Consider the following 24,973-nt stretch of genomic DNA (forward strand, 5'->3'; position numbering starts at 1 on the left):
CGCTCACCCGTCAGCTCCTGGTCTCGATGGCGTAATGGCCGAGCTTGTCCTCGTCGATGGCGATGCCGAGCCCCGGCCCGTCGGGCACAATGACGGCACCGTTCTCGATCGGGAACTGCTCCTCCAGGAGATCTTCCTTCAAATAATATTGCGCCTGGTAGAACTCGCAGCCGAGCGCGATCGCCGGCGTTGCCGCGATCATGTGCGTGCCGGCGAGGTGGGCAAGCCCGGTCTCGAACATATCGCCGCCATAGGCGCCGAGACCGGCGGCGGCGGCGATTTCGGCAATCGTCCGGCCGGCTCTGAGACCGCCCGACTTCATGATCTTGATCGAGAAGCCGTCGGCGGCCTCCTCGGCAATTGCGCGCAACGCGTCGGTTGCCGTGAACACGCTTTCGTCGGCGAGGATCGGCACGTCGAGCGAGGCGGCGAGCGAGGCCATCAGCGAGACCTTGTCGGCGCGCACCGGCTGCTCGATGAAGGTCGGCGAAAAGACCTCGATGTCGCGCAGGCGGCGCAGCGCGTCGAAAGGCGCAAGGCCCTGATTGTAGTCGACGCGGATATCGAGTTCGGGAAAGTCGTTGCGCAGGGATTCAAGGCGCATGACGTCAAAGTCGTGGCCGGCAAAACCGGTCTTCAGCTTGACGATGCCGACGCCATCTTCAATAAGGCGTTCGACCAGCGCGAAATCGTTTTCCCAGGTCGGGTCGGCAAGCGAGACGCTCAGCGGAATGGTGTCACGGCAGCGGCCGCCGAGCAGCGCCCAGACCGGCAGGCCGTAGTAGCGGCCGAGGCAATCGAGCAGTGCGGTTTCAAGGGCTGCCTTGGCATCGCCATGGCCGGCAAGAGCGGCGTCGGCGGACGCCATGATGCCGGAGATGTCGCGCGGGTCGGCGCCGATGACGAAAGGATGGAGATAGGTCGCGAGCGCCACCATGGTCGCTTCGGCGGTGCCGGCAAAGACCGGCCAGGGAGCGGCTTCGCCCCAGCCGACGACGCCTTCACTGGTCTCGAGACGGAGGATGACGTGGGCTGTGGTACCGGCGACGTCGCCAATGCCGTGGCTGCGGCGCGACCGGACCGGCAGGCGAGCCAAGGTGACCGTCATGCGGTCGATCGTACCCGGACCGTCGCCGAATGCCTCCCTCACGGCATTTGCCTCCCTTGTTGCCCCATCGGATGTTCCCCAACGTCCGATGAGAGGACACGATAAGATTTTATCGATAATTTGTCGATATAACCTCGATAACTTTTTTCAGACCCGGTTCCGCAGCTCCTTTGCCGGCGTCGATCAGGCGATCCATTCGCTGACGGGCGCAGCTGCATCCTGCAACGGCTCGGCGATCACGTCTACAAGAGTCGGCTCACCGGCCTCGACGGCCTTGCGCAACACGCCTTCCAATTCGCTCGGATCCTCGACCCGCCAGCTCTTCACGCCATAGGCGGCGGCGACCGCGGCGTGGTCGGTGCGCGAGAAGTCGACATTGTAATATCGCTCGTTGTAGCCGCTCTTCTGGCCGGCCTTGATCCAGCCGAACACGCTGTTGGAAAACACGATTGCGGTGATCGGCAGGCGATGGCGGACGATGGTTTCGAACTCGCCGACCGTGAAGCCGAAGGACCCGTCGCCCATCGCGGCGACGACCTGCGCATCGGGACGACCGATCTGCGCGCCCATCGCCGCGCCAAGCGCGTAGCCGAGCGCGCCGTGCGCCCGGTTGGAGATGAAATGCCGGCCGGTCTGGCGTGTCGGATAGAAGGCCGAGAAGTACGGGCACGGCGTGCCCGGATCGGCGCAGATTACGGCATCGTCGGCAAGCACGCGCGACAGCGTCGCGATCACCCGCTCCGGCGTGATCGGCCGCGATGTCGAGGCGGCGAGACGTTCGAAAGCGGCGAATTTATCTGCCTTTGCTTTCGACACCCGCGCGGCGCCGTCATTGCCGGCATGTGCCGAGCCGACTTCGCCTTCAACGGCATCGGCCAACGCGGCAAGAGCGAGCTTGGCATCGCCGATGACGGCGGCCTCGGTCTCGTAATTGGCCGACACCGCCATCGGGTCGGAATCGATATGAACGATGCGGGTGCCCGGCGCCGGGAAACGCCAGCGCTCGGTCGTCACCGAGCCGGCGCGGCAGCCGATGAAGAGCACAAGATCGGCTTCGGCGACGACCGCGCGGGTCGCCGGCACGCCGCCGTTCGAGCCGACCACACCAAGCGCGAGCGGATGGCTGTCGGGGATACTCCCCTGCCCCGAGATCGTCGTTGCGACCGGCATCGAAAGCGCCTCGGCAAGGCGGATCAGATCCGCTTCGCCGCCCGACAAGACGACGCCGCCGCCGCAGACGATGATGCCGCGTTTAGCCGTCACGAGCGCCTTGGCAGCCGCTTCCACCGCGCACGGGTCGGGGCCGGTGCGCCAGGCCGGGAAGGTCGCGTGATCGCTCTGCGCCCAGATCTCGCTGTCGGCGACGGCTGCGCGCTGCACGTCGAGCGGCAGGCCGATATGGGCGGCGCCCGGCGTGCCGGTGGTCATGGCGCGGAAGGCCTCGCGCATGGCAGACGGTAGCCGCGAGGCGTCATCGATCACCGTGTTCCATTTGGTCAGCGGGCGGAACAGCGCCGCCTGATCGAGCTCGGTCAGCGGATAGCGGCCGCGCGCCGTGGTCGAGACGTCCGTGGTTATTGCAAGTATGGGCACAGAGGACTCGTTTGCCTCGACCACGCCCGGCAGAATGTAGGTCGCGCCGCCGCCGGACGGGCCTTCGCAGACGCCGACGCGGCCGGTGACGCGGGCATAGGCGTCGGCCATATAGGCGGCGTGGCGCTCGTCGCGAGTGAGGATGTGGGTGATGCCGTGATCGAGGCGTTCGAGCGCATCGTAGAAGGGCAGCGTGGTGTCGCCGCACAGGCCGAACATATGCTTCACGCCGTGCGCGGCGAGCATGCGGACCATGGCTTCGGCACCGGTCAGTTCGTTGCCCCGCGTCGTCATTTCCCGTTCCTTCATCTCTTGCCACAGGCGGTGCCCGAACCGCTTTCCGGCACGTTCAACGCTAGCCCGCAACAACTCTATACAAGCCTGTATACAGGTGAGTATAATCTCAGCCAGCTGTCAAGCGATTCCGATTTCGGGAGGATGGAAGACCGTGCCCGCAGCCAGTTCCGCCCAGCCGGCGGCATCACGTTCCGAGGCGACAACCACGCCCTCTTCAGCCACGACCAATGTGGGGCGCATCGAGGATGCCGTGCGGCGTATGGCGATCGCCTACGAGTTCCTGCCCGGCGAACGGATCAATGAGGGCGACCTCGCCAGGAAACTCGGCGCCAGCCGCACCCCCGTGCGCGAGGCGCTCAACCGGCTGCTCGCCGACGGGCTGATCCTGTTCCGGCCCGGTCAGGGGTTCTTCTGCCGCCAGCTCGATCCGAAGGAGATTTTCGATCTCTACGAGGTGCGCCGCATTCTCGAGGTCGAGGCCGTGCGGCTGGCCTGCGAGCGGGCGAGCGACGAGGCGCTCTCGGCCGTCGTCGCGGCCTATGCCAGCCACAGCGCGGCAACCGACGGCAAGACGGTCGAAGCACTGGTCGAGGATGACGAGCGTTTCCACCTCAGCGTCGCCGGGCTCGCCGGCAATGGCGAACTGGTCGCGCGGCTTGCCAAGATCAATGAGCGCATCCGCTTCGTGCGCTGGATCGACATGGACGATCGCCTGCCCTACACACGCGGAGAGCATGAGGCGCTGGTGGCAGCACTTGAAGCGCGCGATGCCGACGCCTGCGCCGGTGTTCTGACGACGCATATCGGCAAGCGGCTCGACCAGATCGTCGCCGTCGTACGGCGCGGCATTTCGCGATTGTACGTGCCCGATATGCCGGGCATGGTGGATCACACATCCACGCAATAGGGAAACGTCGTCATGATCGCACTCGGCGGCAAAACGGTCTTCGGCGCCACGGTCGGCATCCTGATGCTGGAAACGCGGTTTCCGCGCATTCCCGGCGACATGGGCAACGCGCTGACCTGGCCCTTCCCGGTGCATTACCGGGTGGTGCGCGGGGCGAGCCCCGACGTCGTCGTGCGACGCGATCCGAGCGCCCTGAAGGATGCCTTCATCGAAGCCGGGCGCGATCTCGTCGCCATGGGTGCCGACGGCATCACCACCAATTGCGGCTTCCTCATCCGCTTCCAGAACGACCTCGCCGACGCGCTCGGCGTGCCGGTCGCAACCTCGGCGCTGATGCAGGTGCCGCTGGTCGAGGCAACGCTGCCGGCCGACCGCCGTGTCGGGGTGCTGAGCATTTCGGCCAACACGCTGACGCCGGCATTGCGCGCCGCCGCCGGTATTTCCGAGGATACGCCGGTCGTCGGCACCGACGGGGGCCGCGAGTTCACCCGCGCCATCCTCGACGACGAGCCGGAAATGAATGTGGAGCTTGCCCGCCAGGACCTGCTCGACGCGGCAGCCGCGCTCATCGAGGACCGGGCCGACATCGGCGCCATCGTGCTCGAATGCACCAATATGGTGCCCTACGCGGCCGATATCCGCCGCCTCACCGGCCTGCCGGTCTATTCGATCTACTCGTTCGTGAGCTGGTTCCAGGCCGGCCTGCTGCCCCGCCGCTTTCCCGAACACCACGACGATCCGCGGTATTGAGGGGGGAGAATTGACGCGCTCACGGCTGAGCGCGGGCTCGCGCCCGCTAGCCTCCGCGGGGGCGCCCTGACCGGCTCAAGTCGGGTGTTCCCGACTTGTCAGTCGCAATTGAGCGGAACACGGGAACACCCGTGTTCCGGCGCGCAGTCGCGCTTGCGGACCCGATGGGTCCGATGAGTGCTTTGCGGCAGCGCTGGCCAATCATAGGCACACCACGAGTCCTCCCTCACTCTCCCCGTCACCCCGGCCTTGAGCCGGGGCCTAATGCCCTTCTCGGAACGGTATGCCGGTGCGAAAGCGGGCAAGCGCCTTGCTTCACTCTCCACCATCTCTACCCGGGGCGTCTGCCATTGGATGCCGGTATCCAAGTCCGGCATGACGAAGGAGAGGGAAGAGCGAGCAGTATCTCAGTGCCAATTCAGAGGTAGTGCGAAATTCACTGGCGCCCCTACCCCAACAAAAAACCCCGGGGCGGTGAAGCCCCGGGGCGCAGGATGCCCGCCCGCACGAGTGAGGGTCAGTGCGGGCGAGGAGTCCTTCTGGCTTGGATTCCGCCCGGACGATGTCTCATCCCAATTGGGTCCAGAGACATCGTCCAAGTGTCTGTCCATGCGAATTCTTGTCCAAAAAGTCTGCCAACTTTTTGGGAACGCGCATTGGATCAGCCGTAGCGGTACGGCCGGCCGGCCTTGGCCATGTCGGCGTTGTACTTCTTGAAGATGTCGACGACCTTCTTCTTGGTGTCGGACTCGGCCGCGATTTCGTCCCAGAACTTGTGGGCAGCGGCTTCGACCTGATCCCATTCGGCGTCCGGAATCGAGGTCAGCTTCATCTTGGTTCCGTCGACACGCAGCGCGGCTTCGCCGCCCCAGTACCACCACTGGCGGTAATAGTGCGAGGACTCCATGGCCAGCATCAGCAGTTCCTTGAGATCGTCCGGCACTTCGTTCCAACGGTCCATGTTGGCGAAGAAGTGGCCGATCCAGGCGCCCGAGATGTTGTTGGTCAGGAAGTAGTTGGTCACGTCGGCCCAACCTACCGTGTAGTCCTCGGTGATGCCCGACCAGGCGATGCCGTCGAGTTCGCCGGTCTGCACGGCGACTTCGATGTCTTCCCACGGCAGGGTGACCGGCACGACGCCGAACTGGGCCAGGAAGCGGCCCGCGGTCGGGAAGGTGAAGACGCGCTTGCCCTGCAGGTCGGCGAGCGAGTTGATCGGGTCCTTGGTGGCGAAGTGGCACGGATCCCACGAGCCGGCGGAGATGTGCTTGACGCCGACCTTGGCGTATTCCTCTTCCCAGATCTTCTTCAGGCCGTACTGGTTGAACAGCACCGGCACGTCGAGCGAATAGCGCGAGGCGAACGGGAAGTAGCCGCCGAACACGGTGACTTCGGTCGGCGAGGCCATGGAGTCGTCGTCCGACTGCACCATGTCGATGGTGCCGGCCTGCATGGCGCGGAACAGTTCACCGGTCGGAACCAGCGAGTCCGAGGTGTAGAGCTCGATCTCCATGCGGCCGGCGGCGATCTTGTTGAAGGAGTCGATGGCCGGCTTGACCACGTGCTCGGCGAGCGCCGGGCCGGCATAGGTCTGCAGGCGCCACTTGATCGGGGCCTGCGCCTTCACATAGGGCGCGGCCAGGGTGGAAGCACCGACGGCGGCTGCGGAGCCGAGGGCGGCGTTTTTCAGAAAATCGCGTCTATTGGTCATGGCGGTTGTCCTCTGTTTCAAGACGGTCGTTTGGCTCTTTGACGTTTTTCTTGTTTTTGGAGCCCGCCGGACGACCCGGCGGAGCATCGATGCAAAGTTGGCGCGAATGCGTCCGTCACCTCATCGGCTGTAGACGTATTCCGGCAGCCACAGGGCGATCTGCGGGAACGCCATCACTATGGCCAGCGCCAGGATCATCACGCCGACGAACGGCACGATGGAGCGGTAGATGTCGTGAATGGTGATTTCCGGAGGCGCCATCGCGCGCATCAGGAATAGATTGTAGCCGAAGGGCGGCGTCATGTAGGCGACCTGGGTGGTGATCGTGTAGAGCACGCCGTACCAGATCAGGTCGAAGCCGAGCACCTTCACCAGCGGCACGTAAAGCGGCGCGACGATGACCAGCATCGCCGTGTCGTCGAGGAACGTGCCCATGATCAGGAAGGTCAGCTGCATGATGATCAGGATGACCCAGGGATTGAGGTCGAGCTGGTCGATGAACAGGCTCTTGATCGCCTTGACCGCGCCGAGGCCGTCGAACACGGCGCCGAAACCGAGCGCGGCCATGATGATCCACATGAACATGCACGAGACGAACAGGGTCTGACGGACAGAAACCTCGAACACGGCGCGGTTCATGCGGCCCTTGACGACGGCCGCGAGGATCGCGGCGATGGCGCCGATGGCGGAGCTTTCGACGAGGCTCGTCCAGCCGCGCACGAAGGGGAACATCATGACGAAGAAGATAACGAGCGGCAGCAGGCCGGCGCGCAACAGGCGCATCTTCTCTTCCAGCGGCACGTTGCGTTCCTCGGCCGGCAAGGCGGGGCCGAGGTTGGGGTTCAGCTTGCAGCGGATGGCGATGTAGATCATGAACATCGCCGCCATCATCAGGCCCGGGAAGACGCCGGCGAGCCAGAGCTGGCCGACCGGCTGGCGGGCGATCATGGCGTAGAGCACCAGCACCACCGACGGCGGCACGAGGATGCCGAGCGAGGATCCGGCCTGGATGACGCCGGTGACCATGATCTTGTTGTAGCCGCGCTTCAAAAGCTCCGGCAGGGCGATGGTGGCGCCGATCGCCATGCCGGCGACCGACAGGCCGTTCATCGCCGAGATCAGCACCATCAGCGCGATCGTGCCGATGGCGAGGCCGCCGTTGAGCGGGCCCATCCAGACGTGGAACATCTTGTAGAGGTCGTCGGCGATCTTCGATTCCGACAGCACGAAGCCCATGAGGATGAACATCGGCAGGGTCAGCAGCGGATACCAGTTCATCAGGCTGATGGCGGCCGAGAACGGGATATTGGAGCCGCCCGTCCCCCACAAAAGGATCGCGGCGAGCGAACCGACGGCGCCGATCGCCCCGAAGACGCGCTGTCCGGTGAACAGCAGCAGCATCATCGAGGAGAACATGAACAGGGCGATCATCTAGTAGGACATCACAGCGCCTCCCCGCGGATGCGCGCGATATCACGGAAGAACTCCGCCAACGCCTGCAGGATCATCAGGAAGATGCCGATGCACATGGTCAGCTTGATCGGCCACATCCATGGCCGCCAGGCCGTGTTGGAGCGCTCCAGATAGCCAAGCGCCTTGCCGGCCGCCTCGCCGCCTTCGGTGAAGAAGGTGACAACCAGATCCTTGAAGAAGGTGAAGGGCTCGCCCTTGAAGTGGCCGAGCGAGTAGGCGGCGCTGTCGATGCCGCCATAGAGCAGCACGCCGAGATAGAAGATCAGGAAGAAGACGATGACGGCATCCACCGCCGCCTTGGTCTTGGGCGACCAGGAGCCGTAGAACAGGTCCATGCGGACATGCGCATCGTCCTTGCCCTGCATCGAATACGGCCCGCCGAGCAGGTAATAGGCGACCATCGCGAACTGAGCCATTTCAAGGGTCCACAGCGACGGCAGGAAGAAGGTCTTGGAGATCGACGACCACAGCAAAATCGCCATCATCGCGAAGATGAGATACATCGCGAAGCGGCCGAGGCGATAATTGATCGCGTCGACCATGCGGACGAAACCCTTCACGGCGCTAGGCATCAAACGAGCCCCTTCCCCTGCCGAACATGCTTCCCCTTTCCTCCCTAGGCCGTGCCGCCCGTGGCGGCGCTGCCGGAAATCGTTGTGTCAACCGTGGCGATCGCGGCGCGTAATACGCGCGTCAGATAGCCGGCCATAGTGTCGATACCTGCCGCTTCGGCGATCAGGTCGTTGCGGATCTCGATCATGACGTTGAGAAGGCCGCGTTTCACGCCCTGCTCGATCAGCGTGTGGGTGACGCCGTCCTCCGGGCCATACGGATCGTTGCGGCCGACGACGAACTCATCGCCGGCAGCGTCCAGAACCGCATCGGCGAGACGGCTGTCGCTGTCGTGCAGGATGCCGATCTCGACGGCGCGGCGGGCGCCCTTGTAGACCGGTGTGAAAGAATGGATCGTGACGATGACCGGCGGATGACCGGCCGCCTTACCGGCCTCGATGCGCGCGCCCAGCGCTGCACGGAACGGAAAGTAGAACCGTTCGGCGCGGTCCCGACGCTGCCCGTCCGTCAGGCCGGCATTGCCGGGAATGGTGAAGATCTCGCTCACGTCGGGCATCGCGCTCGGCGCTTCGGGCGGGCGGTTGCAGTCGTAGACGAGGCGCGACACGCGCTGAAAGACGAGCGGCGAATCGAAGGCGGCAGAGAGCTTTTGCGCCACCGCCAGCGCGCCCGGATCCCAGGCGATATGGCTGACCCGCGCGGCTTCCTCGAGGCCGAGATTGTCGAATTCGGGAGGAATGAAACTGGAGGCGTGTTCGCACACGAAGAGGACGCCGCCACGACCGGACGGGTTGGCTACCCCCACCACCTCATCGGTCGCGGGAATGTCCGAGGTGGCGTGGATTTCCATCGCCGAATGCGCTCCCCTGTGCCTTTATTGAATATATCTTTTCAGACGCAGTTTTCCTGTCAAGTTATTTTCCTTACACTGTGGACACCGGACGGGACGAAGGCGAACGAGAAAAATTAAGCCGTTTAAGGACCTTTGGACGAATCGTTACGCCGGGCCAAAACGCGGGGAACGGGCCATGGAGACGGTACAGGGACTGACGGTTGCGGAGCGCATCCAGGCAAAGTTCGACGTTCTGACCCGCGCCGAGCGGCAGCTCGCGAACGCCATGATGCAGAACTATCCGATCTCCGGGTTGGGCAGCATAACGGCGGTGGCCGAGACCTCCGGCGTGTCGACGCCGACGGTCGCGCGGATGGCCAAGAAACTCGGCTTCAACGGTTTTCCGGAACTGCAGGCGGCGCTACGATCCGAGCTTGAGGCGACGATTTCCAACCCGATCGCCAAGCATGACCGCTGGGCGGAGAACGCGCCCGACACGCATATCCTCAACCGCTTCGCCGATGCGGTCAGCGACAACATGCGGCGCACGCTGAAGCAGCTCAATCCGGAGGCGTTCAACGAGGTCACGGCGCTGCTCGCCGACAAGGACCGCGCCATCGGCATCGTCGGCGGGCGAATCACGCGAGCGATCGCCGACTATTTCTTCACCCACATGCAGGTGATCCGTACCGGCGTCACGCTGATCGCGCCGAACGCCAACACCTGGCCGCACTATCTCTTGAACATGAAGCCGGGCGACGTGCTGGTCGCCTTCGACATCCGCCGCTACGAGAACGACGTGCTGCGGCTTGCCGAAATGGCGCGCGAGCGCGGCATCGTGCTGGTGCTGTTCACCGACCAGTGGGGCTCGCCGGCGGCGAAATACGCCGCGCACAGCTTCCATTGCCGCATCGAGGTGCCGTCGGCGTGGGATTCCTCGGTGGTCACGCTGTTCATCGTCGAGGCGCTGATCGCCGCCGTCCAGACCACGATGTGGGACGAGACCAAGGACCGTATGGCGACGCTCGAAGGCCTGTTCGACCAGATGAAGATGTTCCGCAAGTTCATCTAAATTCCGGAACTACGGCAGCGTTTTCAGTGCATCGTCCGCAGCAGCGGCGCGAGCGCGAGCGCGGCAAGCGCCACCAACACCACCGACAGGATGTTCATCACGAAACCGGCGCGCATCATCGCCGCCACGGTTACGTGGCCGGTGCCGAAGACGAGCGCATTCGGTGGTGTCGCGACCGGCAGCATGAAGGCGCAGCTTGCCGCCATCGCGACAACCGCCGAGATGGTGATCAGGTCGATGCCTGTACCGGCGGCGATGGTGGCGACGATCGGCAGCAGGGCCGCGACGGTCGCGGTGTTGGAGGCAAGCTCGGTCAATAGCACGACGGTTGCCGTCAGCACCAGCAGGAAGCCGAGCATCGGCAGATCGCCAAGGCCGGCAAGCCCCGAGCCGATCCATTTCGCCAGCCCGCTCGCATCCATCGCGGCCGCCAGCGACAGGCCGCCGCCGAACAGGATCAGAACGTGCCAGGGGATCTCGGCGGCATCGTCCCAGCTCATAAGGAAGCGACGCTGCGGCGTGATTCCGGCGGGGATGAGGAACAGGATCGCGCCGCAGAAAATGGCGATGGCGGGATCGCTGAGGGCTTCCAGACCGGGAACCTGGTTCAAAAGCGGACGGGTGATCCACAGCGAGGCGGCGGCAACGAAGACCAGCGCGACGCGGCGCTCCGCGGCGGTCATCGGCCCGGGCACCGCTAGCCGCTCGATCAGCCCACCGGTGCGCATGGCGGCTGCGAAATCGCCGGCGACGGGATAGATGACGCGGGTCAGGACGAGCCAGGCGATCGGCATGAAGACGATGACGAGCGGAATGGCGACCGCCGACCAGGCCGCAAAGGACAGGTCGATACCGTGCTGTTCGAACAGATAGCCAGCGAGCAGCGCGTTCGGGGGCGTGCCGATCAGCGTGCCGACGCCACCGATCGAGGCGCCGTAAGCGAGGCCGAGCAGCAGCGAAAGCGCGAAGCGGCGGACATTCTCGCCCTTACCTTCGTTCTCTTCCATCACCGTGATGATCGACACCGCAACCGGCAGCATCAGGACGACGGCGGCGGTGTTGGAAATCCACATCGACAACAGCCCGCTCGCGACCATGAAACCGAGCACGAGGCGGCGCGGCTCAAGGCCTATGGTGCGCACCACCGAATGCGCGAGCCGGCGATGCAGCCCCCAGCGCTTGACGCCGGAGGCAAGCAGGAAGCCGCCCATGAACAGAAACACGAGCGGATTGGCATAGGGTGCCGCCGCCTTGGCGATCGGCATGATGCCGGCAAGCGGCACGACGATCAGCGGCAGCAACGCGGTGATGCCGATCGGGATCGGCTCGGTACTCCACCAGATCGCCATCATCGCGGCGAGCCCAAGCGTGCGCCAGCCCGCGACCGGCAGATCTCCGGGCGGCGGGGCGATCAGGGTGAGGAGAAAAACGGCAAACCCGGCGACCAGACCGATGGCGGCCGGGACCGACAAAAGGGCGGGCTGCGGTGCTTGTTCCGGCATCGAATCGGCCCCCGTTGAATCTCCTCCGGTTGTATACCCGGCGACCCCGCACCGCCAAGTGCGGCGTGCTGGCGGCAGCAACCGAGCGGCCTCACGGTCGTGGCTTTTGCATTCGTGCCGAAACGCTTAGGCTCCGGATCAAGCCCCGGGCTCGGGCATTATGTGACTCGAGCATCCTGCCGTAGACCACCAGCAGCGGAGAAATCTCATGGCATCGCACGGATATGAAGGCGGGCGTCTCAATCTCCCCTTTGTCGGCATCTGCACCTTCGGCAAGAATCCTTACGTCGAGGACTGGGACGCGATCGACGCCGATGTCGCGGTGCTTGGCGCGCCGTTCGATTTCGGCACCCAGTGGCGGGCCGGCGCGCGGTTCGGGCCGCGCGGTATCCGCGAGGCCTCGACCCTGTTCTCGTTCGGCCATGCGGGCGCCTACGACCACGAGGACGACGTTGTCTACCTTCCGGCGGAAACCACCCGCATCGTCGATATCGGCGCCGCCGACATCATCCACACCGATACGATCAAGAGCCACGCCAACATCGAATACGGCGTGCGCAAGATCCTGGCGGCCGGTGCGCTGCCGGTGGTGCTCGGCGGCGATCACTCGGTCAACATTCCCTGCATCAACGCGTTCGACGATCAGGAACCGATCCATGTGGTGCAGATCGACGCTCATCTCGACTTCGTCGACGAGCGGCACGGGGTGCGCTACGGCCACGGCAATCCGATGCGGCGCGCAGCGGAGAAGGACTATGTGACCGGGCTGACCCAGCTCGGCATCCGCAACGTTTCGTCGACCGCGCGCGATGGCTATGACGACGCCAGGCGGATGGGCTCCGACATCCTGTCGGTGCGGCAGTTCCGCAAGCTCGGCGTCGAGGACGTGCTGGCGCGCATTCCGGCCGGCAAACGCTACTATCTCACCATCGACATCGACGGCTTCGACCCGTCGATCGCGCCGGGCACCGGCACGCCGAGCCATGGCGGCTTCCTCTATTACGAGATGCTGGAGCTGATGGACGGGCTCGCTAAACAGGGAACCATCGTCGGCATCGATCTCGTTGAAGTCGCGCCGGACTACGACCAGACCGGCACCACCACGATCCTCGCCGCACAACTTCTGATGAACATCCTTGGGCGCGTGCTGCATTATCGCAGCCGATAGTACTATCCGAACCTTCCAAGCAGCGGTTCAATTTCACTTTTGCCGGCAAACAATCAAGACGTGTATTAGGAGTTGGCGAAAAAAATCCCCTTCGAGATTGAAGTGCGCTAAGCTTACGTTGGGGAGCTTATGGGGGAGAAGTCGTGCAAAACGGGGACATACGCGATGCGTTGCAGCGGGTCCTCGCCGCCGACGGGTTGGTCAATTCGCCCAATCTGAGTGCCTTCCTGAGCTATGTCGTCGAGGAAAAGCTCGCCGGGCGGGCGGATCGGCTGAAGGCTTATTCCATCGCCACCGAGGCGCTTGGCCGCTCGTCGGATTTCGACCCGAACGACAACCCTCTGGTGCGCGTTCACGCCCGCCGCCTGCGCGATGCACTGGCGCGATATTATACCGGTCCGGGACGCGACGATCCGCTTCGAATTGAGTTGCCGGTCGGCACCTATGCGCCGAATTTCATCGCCGACGGCACCGGAGAGCCCAGCGCGGAAGGCCTAGCGCCCGAAACCGGCGCCGAGGCGCCCGCGCATGTCCCCCATCCTTCGGAAACCGGGAGTGAGCCGGCGGCAGCTGAGACGGTAAAGCCCGCCCGCCGCGGCGGCATCGCCTGGGTACCGATCGCCATCATTCTCGGCGTCTCCGCCCTCATCGGCCTCGGCGCGTTCTTTGCCTGGCAATATTGGAGCACGCACACCGAACGGGCCCACCGGTCCCGGCTCGCCACGATCGAAGCCGACTACCCGGCGGGGAAAGGGCTCGATGCGACGCGCATCCTGCCGCAGGTCTTTGTAGAGGTGCAGGAGGATGACGACCTGCCGAAATGGTTCATCCGGGATCTCTATCGCAACCGCATCGAAACCTTCATCCAGCGGTTCGACAACACGGTCGTCGTGCGTCGTGACACCGGCGAAGAACGCTCCGGTCCCGACCAGCCGAGCTACCGGCTGAGCATCACCTTCACCCGCGACGGCGACAACGTGCTCGGGCTGATGCAGGTCCTGCATATCGATGACGGACGGCTGATCGCTTCGGAGCAGTTCCCGCTGCGATCCGACATGATGCGGATCTACCTGCCCGGCAGCCTGCATCGCACGCCGCAAGACCTCGCTCAGGTCCGGCAACTCGTGCAGGTTTACGGCGCGATCTTCAACGACATCATCAATCTGGAGCGGGTCAGCGAGCCGCTCGCCTGCCTGCACAAGGGCTACGGCTACTATCTCGACTCCAACGCGCGGAACCACTCCGCCGCGCGTGCCTGCCTGGAAAAGACGATCGTCGACAATCCGCGACTGGCGCCGGCCTTCTCGCTGCTTGGCGCGATGTATCTGACCGAGTATCGCCGCGAGATCAACCGGCTCCCCGGTGATCCGCTGGAGCGGGCGGAGGCGGCGATGCGGCGCGCCATTCAACTCGCGCCGACCTCGTCGATCGCCTATCAGAACCTGCAAAGCCTGATGCTGGTCAAGGGCGACATCAATGCCGCCGTTGAAGCCGGTGCCCGCGCCGTTGCGCTCAATCCGGAAGACATGGAAGCGATCGGCAATTACGGCACGGTGCTTGCCCGGGTCGGCCGGCATCTCGAAGCCGCGTCGCTGCTGTTGCGGGCCGAGGCAAACAGCCGCGCGGTTCCGCAATGGATGCATTTCTACGCCTTCGTCGCGCTCAACAATCTCGGTCGCGCGGAAGACGCCGACCGGCAGACGACGACGCTGGTCGGTACCCGCAGCTCGCTCTACCTGGCGGCAGTCGCGATTGCCGCCCACCGACGCGGCGACGAAACGGCCGCGCATGCCGCACTTGAGGGCATTCAGGAGATGGAACCGGACTTCGGGGAGAACCCGTACGGGCTGTTCCGGCGTCGGGGTTTTGCGGACTCCGTTACACAGATACTTCTGGGCGAACTTTCGGCCGCCGGACTCGAATTACCGGGCAAGCATCTAACTTATTGATTCATAACGCAACGAATTGCCGTTTAACTGTTACATTCCGCCAAGTAAACCGTATCGATCTGGAAGTTTTCGGCCAAAAACACCACATATGAGGTCAGACGACGCCGGCAAATGGAGACCGGCCATGTCGCGGAATTTCCCAATTCGTAAGACTACAGCCCGCTGCCGGCGGCAGGGGCATGGTCGTGCTTTGTCGAGGCCCCTCTATGAACATGCAATTTAAGGACATTCTGGTTCTGGAAGACAGAACCTACCTGATCGGTGAACTTGCCAGACACTTCGATGTCAGCCTGCGCACCATTCGTTTCTATGAAGAAAAGGGTTTGCTGTCGCCCGCTCGCAAGGGCACACACAAACGCCTCTTCTCGACTGAAGACGTGCGGCGGCTCGACTTCATCATCAACTGTCGCAATATCGGTCTGACGGTCGAGGCGATCGCCGAACTTCTGCAGGCGCGCGATACGATGCCGAACGATCAGTTCCAGGCGGAGCTCGCACGTCAGCTCAGGCAGCGCCTGACCGATCTCGATCTCGAGATCAACACGCTCGAAGAGCAGCGCAAGGAGATCGAAGACCGGATCACCGACAGCGACCAGAGAGCCAAGAAATTCTGACCGACCCCGAGGGTGTCTCATAAGGGCGGTTGCGCGACAGTTCCCCTCGCGCGGCCGCCCTTTTCAATCGGGATACGGATCAGAGCAGATCGGCGATGTTGAAGACGGTACCGCCGAAGTCGATCTTCTCGACCCCATACAGGATGTCCGCCGCGTTGCCGTCCCCGGTATCGACGACCCGCACACCGCCGTCTGAACGCTCGGAGAGCTGATAGCGGCTGCGCGCACCGTCATAGTTGGCCTGGTCCGTTCCAGTGCCCCCGTAGATCAGGTCATTGCCGCCGCCGCCCTCGAGCGTATCGTTGCCGGCGTCGCCACGCAGCGTGTCACCGCCAAAGCCACCAAAGAGCTGGTCGTCTCCGCTGGCACCATCAAGCAGATCGTTGCCCAGCGCTCCGGTGAGGACATCGTCATCCGCACCGCCGAATAGCCTGTCGTTTCCCTTCATGCCCTGAAGGACGTCGTCGCCGGCCATCCCTTCCAGCTTGTTGCCCTTCGTGCTGCCGGTCAGGCTGTCGTCGCCGGACGCACCGCGCGCATTTTCAAAGCCGGAAATCCTGTCGATGCCTTGCCCGGTCTGCTGAGCAGCGGTCTTGCCGAGATCGAGCGTGAACGAATAATACGAGCCCTCATCGACGAAGAGGTAGGTGTCGGACCCGCGCCCGCCAGCCAGCGTATCATTGTCATAACCACCGGCGATCTTGTCGTTGCCGGGGCCGCCGGAGAGGAAATTGCCGTCCCAGTAGGTGCCCTTGAGGGTATCGCCGAACTTACTGCCGATGAACTTCTCGATATCGCTCAGCGTTTCGACCTTCTGGCCGGCGATCACGACCTTGCGGTCGCTGTAGGAAGAAGAGGCGGGTCGAAGGAAGATCGCCTTGCCTTCATTGCTGTAGTCGGCGGTGTCGGTGCCCGCGCCACCGTCGATACGATCGCGGCCGCCATCCCCTTTCAGCGTGTCGTTGCCGTCGCCGCCGATCAGCAGATCGTTGCCGGCACCGCCCTTGAGCGTGTCCCGGCCCTGAACGCCGCTCAGCGTATCATTGCCACCCTTGCCGCTCAGCCTGTCTGCTTCCGTCGTGCCGCGAATGCCGTTGTTCGCGGTGGAGCCACTCGCCGTCAGTAACTTGCTCGCCTTGTTCCAGGACCAGGAAATCCCCTGGGCGTCGAGGGGTCCGCCATACAGGGCGCGGGCGGCATTGTCGTCGAACGAGCCGAGCCGGTCGAGACGGCCGGTGTAGCTCATCACCGAGTGTTGGGCGTTGTCGAGACTGGTTGGCAGCGTGGGATCACCGTCGAAAGGGTGTTTCAGGCCGAGGGCATGACCGATCTCGTGAATGAGGATGTGCAGGTCATCGCCGACTTCGCCGGAAACATAGTCGCTTCGATCGATGAAAACGCCGCCCTGCGACATCGCATCGAAATAGTTCCCGCCACCCGGCGTCGTGGTGCTCGACCAGGTGCCGGATGGATAATAGGCGAAACCGGCGGCCGAGGCCTTTCCGGGAATCTGGTTGAAGTTCAGGAACATGAAGGGGATTTCCCCCTTGCCGGGAGCCACTTCGATGAACTTGATGCCGGAAACCTCTTCCCACATCGCCATCGCCTGGCGAACAGCCTGCTTCTCGGCGGCGGTGAACGCCCGAAAACTGCCGGCGGCATCGGGATAACGGTTGGCGGCAGATGCGGGAATCTTGTTCGGGAACGAATAGGTGATGAAGGCGGCCTTGCCGACTCCCGTCTGGTAGCCCCAGGCCGAATAGTCGGACAGAAGCGCGGTGAAATTTCTCACAACCGTCATCGGAACATGCCCTTCCCGCTGGCGTCGTCTCGCTCAAGGAAACATCGAAATATGGCCATGGCAGGCCCCGGCGGTCAGGCCAGGGCACAGCACATCCATCCCCGTTTCAACGCTGACGATAGAAAAGACCGGAAACAGCCGCAAGTGAGCGCAGCCTGGGGGCACCTCCACGGCAGCGACAAATTTTTGTCCACGGCGTCCCGGCAGCGATCTCCTTGCGCCGCAAGAGAGATTTCCCGGAACGCCGGCAGAGGCCCCGGCCGGAGCCAAACCGGGAGTCCCGTCAAGGGATTGACTTCCGTTCCCGCCTCGCTTTTGATGAGAACAAATAAGGAACATACAGGAAGCCATGAGCGACGTTCTTGCCCGTCTGAAACAGCTTAACAGCGGTTTTTCACCGTTAAACGGGCTGGATTCCGCTGCCCGGCGGCATATCGCTTTCGGCGTCGAGACGATCGACCGGCGGCTCGATGGCGGCCTGCTGGCGGGCCGGCTGCACGAGGTTCTTCCGGCACGCAGCGCCGATGCGGCCAGAGCGAGCGCCTTTGCAGGCGCGCTTGCCCATCGCGCCGGCCGGCAGGAGCGGCAGGTGGTTTGGATCCGCCAGACGGTTTCGGAGCTCGAGGCCGGCGGGCTCTATGCACCGGGACTTGCCGAACTCGGCTTCGACCCGGCAGGCCTGACCGTCATTCGCGCCCGCAACCACCGCACGCTGTTGTTGGCCGCGCTGGAGGCGATCCGCTGCACCCCGCTCGGCGCGGTCGTCATCGAGGCCTGGGGCAATTCCCGCCCGCTCGATCTCACCGCCACGCGGCGGCTGACCTTCGCGGCGGAGAAGTCCGGTGTCACGCCGATCCTTCTATGGATTGCGGCAAAGCCGACGGCGAGCGCGGCGATAACCCGCTGGCAGGTCCGTTCCGCACCGTCGCGCCCGCTTGCCGCCAACGCGCCGGGCCTGCCCGTCTTCGACCTCACCTTGTTGCGTAATCGCGCCGGCGCCTCCGGTCAGCGCTGGCGAGTGGAGTGGGATCATGAACATTTCCGGTTCCGACCGGCCGCGCCGCTATCTGGCGGTGTGGCTGCCCTTCCTGCCGGCCGACCGGCTGAGACATCGCGACAGCCCGTCGCCCGTACGGGGTGATGCCCCCTTATGCTTCGTCGAGCAGGTGCGCGGTGCGCTGAGGATTGCCGCCGTCGACATGCGCGCGCGCCAACTCGGGCTCGCACCGGGGCTGATGCTGGCCGATGCGCGCGCGCTGGTGCCCGATCTTGCCGCCGTCGACATCGACCGCGAGGCCGATCGGACGTGGCTCACGCGGATCGCGGATTTCTGCGACCGCTATACGCCGCTCGTCAGCCTCGACGAGGAAGGCGGCGTCACCCTCGACATCACCGGCTGCGCCCATCTGTTCGGCGGCGAAGAGGGATTGCGCGCCGACCTCACCCGGCGGCTGTCACGCATCACGAGCCTGGTGCGCAGCGCGATCGCCGGCACGCCGCACGCCGCGCGCGCCCTCGCCCGCTATGGGGAAAGCACCATCGTCGAGCCGGGCATGGAGCGGGATGCGGTGCGGGCGCTGCCGGTCGCTGCTCTCGACATCGATGCGGCGACGATTGCCGCGCTCGAGCAGGTCGGGCTGCGCAGCATCGGCGCGCTTGTCGAGCGGCCCCGCATACCGCTTGCCGAACGCTTCGGACGCGACTTCCCGCGCCGGCTCGCCCGACTGCTGGGCGAGGAGGATATCGGCATCACCCCGCGCCGGCCGCTGCCGCTGTGCAGTGCCGAGCGCCAGTTCGCCGAGCCGATCGCCCGCATCGAGGACATTCTCGACGTGCTCGCCAGCCTGTTCAAACAGAATGCACGCACACTTGAGGAACGCGGTGAAGGCGGGCGCCGCTTCGAGGCCGGGTTCTTCCGCGCCGATGGCGGCGTCACGCACCTGATCATCGAGACCGGCCGTCCGACCCGCGATCCCGACATCCTCATCCGGCTGTTCCGCGAGCGGCTCGACGCGCTGAACGATCCGCTCGATCCGGGCTTCGGCTACGATCTGGTGCGGCTCTCGGTGCTCCTCACCCAGCCGCTCGTTGCCGTGCAGAACAGCCTCGACGGCCACACAATGGAAGACGGCGAGGTCGCCGCGCTGGTCGACCGGCTGACCACGCGGCTCGGGGCGGACGCCGTGCTGCGTTTCCTGCCGCAGGAAACCTACATCCCGGAGCGGGCGATGCGGCTGGTGACGGCGGCGGCGGCCGAAGCGGTGCTGGCGGACGGGGCCACCGACCTCTGGCCGGAGCGGGCGATGAACGACGCGCCACTGCGGCCGCTGTATCTGTTCGCCCATCCAGAACTGATCGAGACGCTTGCCGAGGTGCCGGACGGGCCGCCGCTCAAATTCCGCTGGCGGCGGGTGCTGCACGACATCACGCGGGCCGAGGGGCCGGAGCGCATCGCGCCGGAATGGTGGCGCGATGGCGCAGGGGCTGCGACGCGCGACTATTTCCGGGTCGAGGATGCCGACGGCCATCGCTTCTGGCTCTATCGCGAAGGGCTTTATGAAAGCGAGACGGGAACGCCGCGCTGGTTCATGCACGGGCTGTTCGCATGAGCCCTCCCCGCACCGACCACCGCACCGGCTCCGGCTATGTGGAACTCGGCGTCGTCTCGAACTTCTCGTTCCTGCGCGGCGCCTCGCATCCCGACGAGCTGGTGAGCCATGCGGCAAAGCTCGGCCTCGCCGGCCTCGGGCTTGCCGACCGCAACACGCTGGCCGGCGTGGTGCGCGGCCATGTCGCCCTGCGCGACGTGGCGCCGGATCACCCCGCCTTCCGTTATCTGGTCGGCGTGCGGCTGCTGTTTGCCGATGCAACGCCGGACCTTCTCGTCTATCCGCAGGACCGCGCCGCCTATGGCCGGCTCTGTGCCCTGCTGACGCGCGGCAACCGGCGGACGGACAAGGGCAACTGCACCCTTTATTTCGACGACCTCGCTGACCACGCCGAGGGCCAGCTCTTCATCCTGATGCCGGAGGAAGCCGACCTTGCCGGCAATCTTGCCGCGCTCGAAGCCCTTGCCCGCCTCGCGCCGGGGCGGGTGTGGCTTGGGGCCGCCTGCCGCTATCTCGGCCGCGACCGGGCGCGACTCGATGCACTCGCCGACCTTGCCGGCAAGGCGCGTGTGCCGCTGATCGCCACCAATGACGTGCTCTATCACGCGCCCGAACGGCGGCCGCTGCAGGACACGCTGACCTCAATCCGCGAACATGTGACCATCTTCGAAGCGGGCAAGCGGCTCGAACAGAATGCCGAGCGGCATCTGAAGCCGCCCGAGGAGATGGTCCGCCTGTTCCGCGCCCATCCGCAGGCGATTGCCGAGACAATCCGCTTTGCCGAGCGCATCCGCTTCAGCCTCGAGGATCTGCGCTACAACTATCCGCAGGAGACCGTCGGCAATGGCGAGACGGCGCAGCAGACCCTTGAACGGCTGACCTGGGAGGGCGCGCGCAAACGCTATCCCGGCGGCATTCCCTTCAAGGTTCGGCGCGGCGTGCTGACCGAGTTCAGGCTGATCGCGGAAAAGCGCTACGCGCCCTATTTCCTCACCGTCGCCGACCTGATGCGCTTTGCCCGCGAGGAGCGCGGCATTCTCTGTCAGGGGCGCGGCTCGGCGGCCAATTCCACGGTCTGCTTCTGTCTCGGTATCACCGAGGTCGATCCGATGGTCGGCAATCTGGTGTTCGGCCGCTTCATCTCGACCGAGCGCGACGAGCCGCCCGACATCGACGTCGATTTCGAGCACGAGCGGCGCGAGGAAGTGATCCAGTATCTTTACGCCAAATACGGCCGCCACCGGGCGGCGCTGACGGCGTCGGTCACCACCTATCGCAGCCGCAGCGCGGTGCGCGAGATCGGCAAGGTGTTCGGACTATCGAGCGACGCGATCGCGGCGTTGAACGGCATGAGCTGGGGCTCGTCATCGACCGGGCTGAAGGAAAACCGGGTCGCCCAGGCGGGCTTCGACCTCAGCGATCCGACCCTGCGGCGGGTGTTCGCGCTGGTGCGTGCGCTGGTCGGCTTTCCCCGCCATCTCTCGCAGCATGTCGGCGGTTTCGTGCTGACCGGCGACCGGCTCGACCATTCGGTGCCGATCGCCAATGCGGCGATGGCCGAACGCACCACCATCGAATGGGACAAGAACGACCTCGACGCGCTCGGCATCCTCAAGGTCGATATCCTGGCGCTCGGCATGCTGAGCTGCATCCGCCGCGCCTTCGAGCTGATGCGGGTGCATTACGGCCGGATGCTGACGCTTGCCGAAATCATGCGCGATCAGGACGAGCAGGTCTACGCGATGACGCGGCGGGCCGACACGATCGGCGTTTTCCAGATCGAAAGCCGGGCGCAGATGTCGATGCTGCCGCGGCTGAAGCCGCGCAGCTTCTACGACCTCGTCATCGAGGTGGCGATCGTGCGGCCGGGGCCGATCCAGGGCGGCATGGTGCACCCTTATCTGAAGCGCCGGCAGAACGGCGTACCGGCGAAGGAAAAGCTGCACCCGCAGCTCTACGCGGTGCTGGAGCGCACCCTCGGCATTCCGTTGTTTCAGGAGCAGGCGATGCAGATCGCCATCGTCGCCGGCGGATTTACGCCCGGCGAGGCCGACCAGCTGCGCCGCGCCATGGCCACCTTCCGCCGCGCGGGCACCATCGGCACCTTCCGCGACCGTCTGATCGGCGGCATGCTTCAGCGCGGCTATGAGCGCGATTTCGCCGAGCGCTGCTTCAAGCAGATCGAGGGCTTCGCCGACTACGGCTTTCCCGAAAGCCACGCGGCCTCCTTCGCCCTTCTCGTCTATGTCTCGTGCTGGCTCAAATGCCACTATCCAGACGTGTTCGCCTGCGCGCTGATGAACGCCCAGCCGATGGGCTTTTACGCGCCGGCGCAGATCGTGCGCGACGCCCGCGAGCACGGCGTCGAGATCCGCTCCGTCGACATCAACCATTCGCAGATCGAGCACGCGCTCGAACCGGGCCAACGCGCCGCCGATCATTTGTGGGAGAGGCATCGCGAGATGGCCGGCGACATCCACTCCACCCACGCGTTGCGGCTCGGCCTCGACCAGATCAAGGGCATGCGGCGGGACGATGCGGGGGTGATCGTGGCGCGGCGCGGCGCGGGCTACGATTCCGTGCGCGATCTGTGGCTGAGGACCGGGCTTGAGACAGCGACGCTGGAGCGACTGGCCGAGGCCGACGCGTTCCGCTCGCTCGGCCTCGACCGGCGCGCGGCGCTGTGGGCGGTGAAGGGGCTGAAAGGGTCGGCCGGTGCCGACACCCTGCCGCTGTTTGCCGCCGCAGAACCCGCCCGGCGCGAGGAGCCCGACGCCAATTTGCCGCCGCTGCCGCCCGGCGAGGACGTCATCCACGACTATCGCAGCCTGTCGCTGTCGCTGAAGGCGCATCCGGTCAGCTTCCTGCGGGCGCGCTTGCGCGAGCGCGGCATCCTGACCGCCGCCGAGGTCAACACCACAACGGATGGGCATATGGTGCATGCCGCCGGCCTCGTTCTGGTGCGCCAGCGGCCGGGCACGGCGAGCGGCGTCATCTTCGAGACGGTCGAGGACGAGACCGGCGTCGTCAACGTGATCGTGTGGCCGAAAGTGTTCGAGCACTACCGGCGCATCGTGCTTGGCGCGCGTTTCTTATGCGTGCGCGGTCCGGTGCAGAAGGAAGGCCTCGTGGTGCATGTGATCGCCCGCGAGCTCTACGACTACACGCCGGCGCTGCTGGCGCTTGCCAATGGCGAGGACATCGGCTCGTCGGCGCTGGCGCGGGCCTCGCGGCGGCATGCGCCTAACGCGGCCGAGCCGCCATCGCTGCTGCCGGGCAACGGGCCGCATCCGACCCAGCCGCTGCTTTCGGCGCTGCCGTCGGGGCGCAATTTCCACTGACCGACCGGATGCGAGCGCCATCGCGCCTACCGCGTCTGGAGTACGCCGCCCCAACATGTGTCTGATATCACGTTTTGGTTGATTGCCTTCTTCCCCGGGCGCCCGACGGGGCGTTTGTGCTTGTGAAGGGGAACGCAATCCGGCAATGCGTATCGAGGGGGCGCAACGCCGGTGGCCGGCGGGTAACGACATCGCTAAAAGGCCGGCGAACGGAGAGACAACCGCATCTTTTTGATGGCGGTGCCTGTTCCTGTCGCCAATCCGGGACGCGTCCACACCGCAGCGACACGCCTTGTCGCCGGACGTTTCCCGACCTATGCGATGCCCGTTCCTGGAGCTGCTGTGCGGCGCAAGCAGGAGGCTGAACAATGCCCGACACTTATGTCGAGGTTACCCATACCTCGTGGTTCACCCGTATCCGCAAGAGTTTCGGCGGCATCGTCGCCGGGTTCCTGCTGATCCTCGCGGCGATCGCCGCGCTGTTCTGGAACGAAGGCCGCGCCGTCACCATGCAGCGCGCACTGGAAGAAGGCGCCGGCCTGGTGCAGACCATCGATGCCGGCCGGGTCGATCCGCAATTCGACGGCAAGCTGGTGCATTTCACGGCCGACCTGCAGCCGCAGGGCACGCCCGGCGACCCGCTGTTCAAGACGATTGTCGCGCCGGCCGGATCGCTGCGCCTGACCCGCAAGGTCGAGATGTATCAGTGGGTCGAAAACAAGAAGACCAAGACGCAAAAGAAACTCGGCGGCGGCGAAGAAACCGTCACCACCTACAGCTATGAAAAGATCTGGTCGGAGCGGGCGGTCGACAGTTCGTCGTTCAAGCACCCGAGCGGCCACATGAACCCGCCAAAGTCCCTCGCAAGCGAAACCGCTCATGCCGACAGCACCAAGGCCGGCGCCATCACCATCACCAGCCCGTCGGTTTTCGCGCTCGGCAAGGATGAGCCGCTCGCACTGAGCGAGGCCGATGGGCGGACCGTCAAGCTTGCGGTCGGCACCGGGCGGCCGGTGCATGTTCAGGGCGGCACGGTGCTGCTCGGCTTTGAGCCGACCGCGCCGCTGGTCGGCGATCTGCGCATTACGTTCTCGTCGGCAAGCGTCGAGCGGGTCAGCGCCGTCGGCAAGATGGTCGGCGACGAACTCGGCTCCTTCACGACCTCGAACGGCACCAACCTGTTCATGGTGCGCGAGGGCGAGGCGACCGCCGCGCAGATGTTCAAGGCGGCCGAGGATGCCAACACGACGATGACCTGGATCATCCGCATCGGCGGGCTGCTCGCCATGCTGGCCGGCTTCCGGCTCGTCTTCGGCGTCATCGGCGTTCTCGGCGACGTGGTGCCTTTCATCGGCGATGTGATGCGCTTCGCGACCGGCCTCGTCTCGTTCGCGCTGACCGCCGTGATCGGGCCGACCGTCATCGGTATCGCCTGGCTCTACTACCGGCCGGTCGTCGGGCTTTCGATCATCGGCGTCGGGCTGATCCTCGCGGTCGGCTTCCTGATGCTCGGCAAGATGCGCGCTCGCGATCGTGCCGCGGCGGCGGGCACCGCCTGACATCGCACACGCCAATTGCGGGCCGGCACGCCGGCCCGCATCCTTCCCCTTGTGCCGGGCCCCGATGATCCGAAAGCGGGCATGGCTTCGTTACTGCAGATACTCGTTCACGGG

General features: G+C 65.0%; 17 protein-coding genes and 1 pseudogene. 10 read left to right on the plus strand and 8 right to left on the minus strand.

The genetic code is table 11. From position 1 onward, the window contains the following. Positions 1-10: 10 nt before the first annotated feature. Positions 11-1,108 carry a muconate cycloisomerase gene (locus C0606_04465; protein PLX38671.1) on the minus strand — a complete coding sequence of 366 codons (1,098 nt, stop codon included), beginning with the start codon at positions 1,106-1,108 and terminating at the stop codon, positions 11-13. A 183-nt stretch (positions 1,109-1,291) separates the two neighbouring features. Next, on the minus strand, positions 1,292-2,995 hold the full coding sequence (locus C0606_04470) for an acetolactate synthase (GenBank protein PLX37553.1): 1,704 nt from the start codon (positions 2,993-2,995) through the stop codon (positions 1,292-1,294). On the opposite strand from C0606_04470, the gene C0606_04475 reads away from it, so the two are divergent. Together C0606_04475 and C0606_04480 are read left to right on the plus strand one after the other, a co-directional pair. Beyond that, positions 2,955-3,905 (plus strand): GntR family transcriptional regulator, encoded by a 951-nt coding sequence (locus C0606_04475; GenBank protein PLX38672.1) that lies wholly within the window; start codon positions 2,955-2,957, stop codon positions 3,903-3,905. The genes C0606_04470 and C0606_04475 overlap by 41 nt on opposite strands. Before the next feature lie 15 nt (positions 3,906-3,920). Beyond that, on the plus strand, positions 3,921-4,655 hold the full coding sequence (locus tag C0606_04480) for a hypothetical protein (protein ID PLX38673.1): 735 nt from the start codon (positions 3,921-3,923) through the stop codon (positions 4,653-4,655). Between the two features lie 661 nt (positions 4,656-5,316). Here the strand turns inward: C0606_04480 and C0606_04485 are convergent. The 4 genes and pseudogenes from C0606_04485 to C0606_04500 form a co-directional block, all read right to left on the minus strand. Continuing rightward, complete coding sequence (locus C0606_04485; GenBank protein ID PLX37554.1) at positions 5,317-6,366, minus strand: C4-dicarboxylate ABC transporter; 1,050 nt, start codon at positions 6,364-6,366, stop codon at positions 5,317-5,319. 120 nt (positions 6,367-6,486) lie between these two features. Next, positions 6,487-7,809 (minus strand): annotated as a pseudogene (locus C0606_04490) (C4-dicarboxylate ABC transporter). Then, positions 7,809-8,411 (minus strand): C4-dicarboxylate ABC transporter, encoded by a 603-nt coding sequence (locus C0606_04495; protein PLX37555.1) that lies wholly within the window; start codon positions 8,409-8,411, stop codon positions 7,809-7,811. The pseudogene C0606_04490 and the gene C0606_04495 overlap by 1 nt, the downstream one beginning before the upstream one ends. A 44-nt stretch (positions 8,412-8,455) precedes the next feature. Next, positions 8,456-9,262 carry an N-formylglutamate amidohydrolase gene (locus tag C0606_04500; protein ID PLX37556.1) on the minus strand — a complete coding sequence of 269 codons (807 nt, stop codon included), beginning with the start codon at positions 9,260-9,262 and terminating at the stop codon, positions 8,456-8,458. A 178-nt stretch (positions 9,263-9,440) separates the two neighbouring features. Here C0606_04500 and C0606_04505 point away from each other — a divergent pair, with 178 nt between their 5' ends. Then, positions 9,441-10,316, plus strand: coding sequence for an RpiR family transcriptional regulator (locus C0606_04505; GenBank protein PLX37557.1), 876 nt, complete (start codon positions 9,441-9,443; stop codon positions 10,314-10,316). Positions 10,317-10,339: 23 nt separating this feature from the next. Here C0606_04505 and C0606_04510 read toward each other — a convergent pair whose 3' ends face one another. After that, complete coding sequence (locus C0606_04510; GenBank protein PLX37558.1) at positions 10,340-11,818, minus strand: anion transporter; 1,479 nt, start codon at positions 11,816-11,818, stop codon at positions 10,340-10,342. Positions 11,819-12,026: 208 nt separating this feature from the next. On the opposite strand from C0606_04510, the gene speB reads away from it, so the two are divergent. The 3 genes from speB (at position 12,027) to C0606_04525 (ending at position 15,549) form a co-directional block, all read left to right on the plus strand. Next, entirely contained in the window at positions 12,027-12,986 is a 960-nt protein-coding gene (gene speB / locus C0606_04515; protein ID PLX37559.1) for an agmatinase, read from the plus strand. 170 nt (positions 12,987-13,156) lie between these two features. Then, positions 13,157-14,935, plus strand: coding sequence for a hypothetical protein (locus C0606_04520; GenBank protein PLX37560.1), 1,779 nt, complete (start codon positions 13,157-13,159; stop codon positions 14,933-14,935). 179 nt (positions 14,936-15,114) lie between these two features. Next, positions 15,115-15,549 (plus strand): MerR family transcriptional regulator, encoded by a 435-nt coding sequence (locus C0606_04525; GenBank protein ID PLX37561.1) that lies wholly within the window; start codon positions 15,115-15,117, stop codon positions 15,547-15,549. A 79-nt stretch (positions 15,550-15,628) separates the two neighbouring features. Here the strand turns inward: C0606_04525 and C0606_04530 are convergent, their stop codons facing one another. Further along, a complete protein-coding gene (locus C0606_04530) occupies positions 15,629-17,350 on the minus strand; it encodes a hypothetical protein (GenBank protein ID PLX37562.1) in 1,722 nt (573 codons plus the stop codon). A 349-nt stretch (positions 17,351-17,699) separates the two neighbouring features. Between C0606_04530 and C0606_04535 the strand changes: the two genes are divergently transcribed. The 4 genes from C0606_04535 to C0606_04550 all read left to right on the plus strand — a co-directional run bounded on the left by C0606_04535 (position 17,700) and on the right by C0606_04550 (position 24,859). Next, entirely contained in the window at positions 17,700-18,491 is a 792-nt protein-coding gene (locus C0606_04535) for a hypothetical protein (protein ID PLX37563.1), read from the plus strand. A gap of 25 nt (positions 18,492-18,516) precedes the next feature. After that, positions 18,517-19,959: a nucleotidyltransferase gene (locus C0606_04540; GenBank protein PLX37564.1), complete on the plus strand. Its 1,443-nt coding sequence runs from the start codon at positions 18,517-18,519 to the stop codon at positions 19,957-19,959. After that, positions 19,956-23,300, plus strand: a complete 3,345-nt coding sequence (locus C0606_04545) for an error-prone DNA polymerase (protein PLX37565.1) — start codon at positions 19,956-19,958, stop codon at positions 23,298-23,300. The genes C0606_04540 and C0606_04545 overlap by 4 nt, the downstream gene beginning before the upstream one ends. Positions 23,301-23,668: 368 nt before the next feature. Next, positions 23,669-24,859 (plus strand): hypothetical protein, encoded by a 1,191-nt coding sequence (locus C0606_04550; protein ID PLX37566.1) that lies wholly within the window; start codon positions 23,669-23,671, stop codon positions 24,857-24,859. Positions 24,860-24,973: the final 114 nt, after the last annotated feature.

Source organism: Hyphomicrobiales bacterium (assembly GCA_002869065.1).
Classification (GTDB): domain Bacteria; phylum Pseudomonadota; class Alphaproteobacteria; order Rhizobiales; family Rhodobiaceae; genus Rhodobium.

What these genes read in the sequence shown, in the direction of transcription:
- C0606_04525 (PLX37561.1), top strand. Translation starts at nt 15,115, where the DNA reads ATGGTCGTGCTTTGTCGAGGCCCCTCTATGAACATGCAATTTAAGGAC.
- C0606_04530 (PLX37562.1), bottom strand. Translation starts at nt 17,350, where the DNA reads ATGACGGTTGTGAGAAATTTCACCGCGCTTCTGTCCGACTATTCGGCC.
- C0606_04545 (PLX37565.1), top strand. Translation starts at nt 19,956, where the DNA reads ATGAGCCCTCCCCGCACCGACCACCGCACCGGCTCCGGCTATGTGGAA.
- C0606_04475 (PLX38672.1), top strand. Translation starts at nt 2,955, where the DNA reads ATGGCTTCGGCACCGGTCAGTTCGTTGCCCCGCGTCGTCATTTCCCGT.
- C0606_04500 (PLX37556.1), bottom strand. Translation starts at nt 9,262, where the DNA reads ATGGAAATCCACGCCACCTCGGACATTCCCGCGACCGATGAGGTGGTG.
- C0606_04495 (PLX37555.1), bottom strand. Translation starts at nt 8,411, where the DNA reads ATGCCTAGCGCCGTGAAGGGTTTCGTCCGCATGGTCGACGCGATCAAT.
- C0606_04470 (PLX37553.1), bottom strand. Translation starts at nt 2,995, where the DNA reads ATGACGACGCGGGGCAACGAACTGACCGGTGCCGAAGCCATGGTCCGC.
- C0606_04485 (PLX37554.1), bottom strand. Translation starts at nt 6,366, where the DNA reads ATGACCAATAGACGCGATTTTCTGAAAAACGCCGCCCTCGGCTCCGCA.
- speB (PLX37559.1), top strand. Translation starts at nt 12,027, where the DNA reads ATGGCATCGCACGGATATGAAGGCGGGCGTCTCAATCTCCCCTTTGTC.
- C0606_04465 (PLX38671.1), bottom strand. Translation starts at nt 1,108, where the DNA reads ATGACGGTCACCTTGGCTCGCCTGCCGGTCCGGTCGCGCCGCAGCCAC.
- C0606_04550 (PLX37566.1), top strand. Translation starts at nt 23,669, where the DNA reads ATGCCCGACACTTATGTCGAGGTTACCCATACCTCGTGGTTCACCCGT.
- C0606_04510 (PLX37558.1), bottom strand. Translation starts at nt 11,818, where the DNA reads ATGCCGGAACAAGCACCGCAGCCCGCCCTTTTGTCGGTCCCGGCCGCC.
- C0606_04505 (PLX37557.1), top strand. Translation starts at nt 9,441, where the DNA reads ATGGAGACGGTACAGGGACTGACGGTTGCGGAGCGCATCCAGGCAAAG.
- C0606_04535 (PLX37563.1), top strand. Translation starts at nt 17,700, where the DNA reads ATGAGCGACGTTCTTGCCCGTCTGAAACAGCTTAACAGCGGTTTTTCA.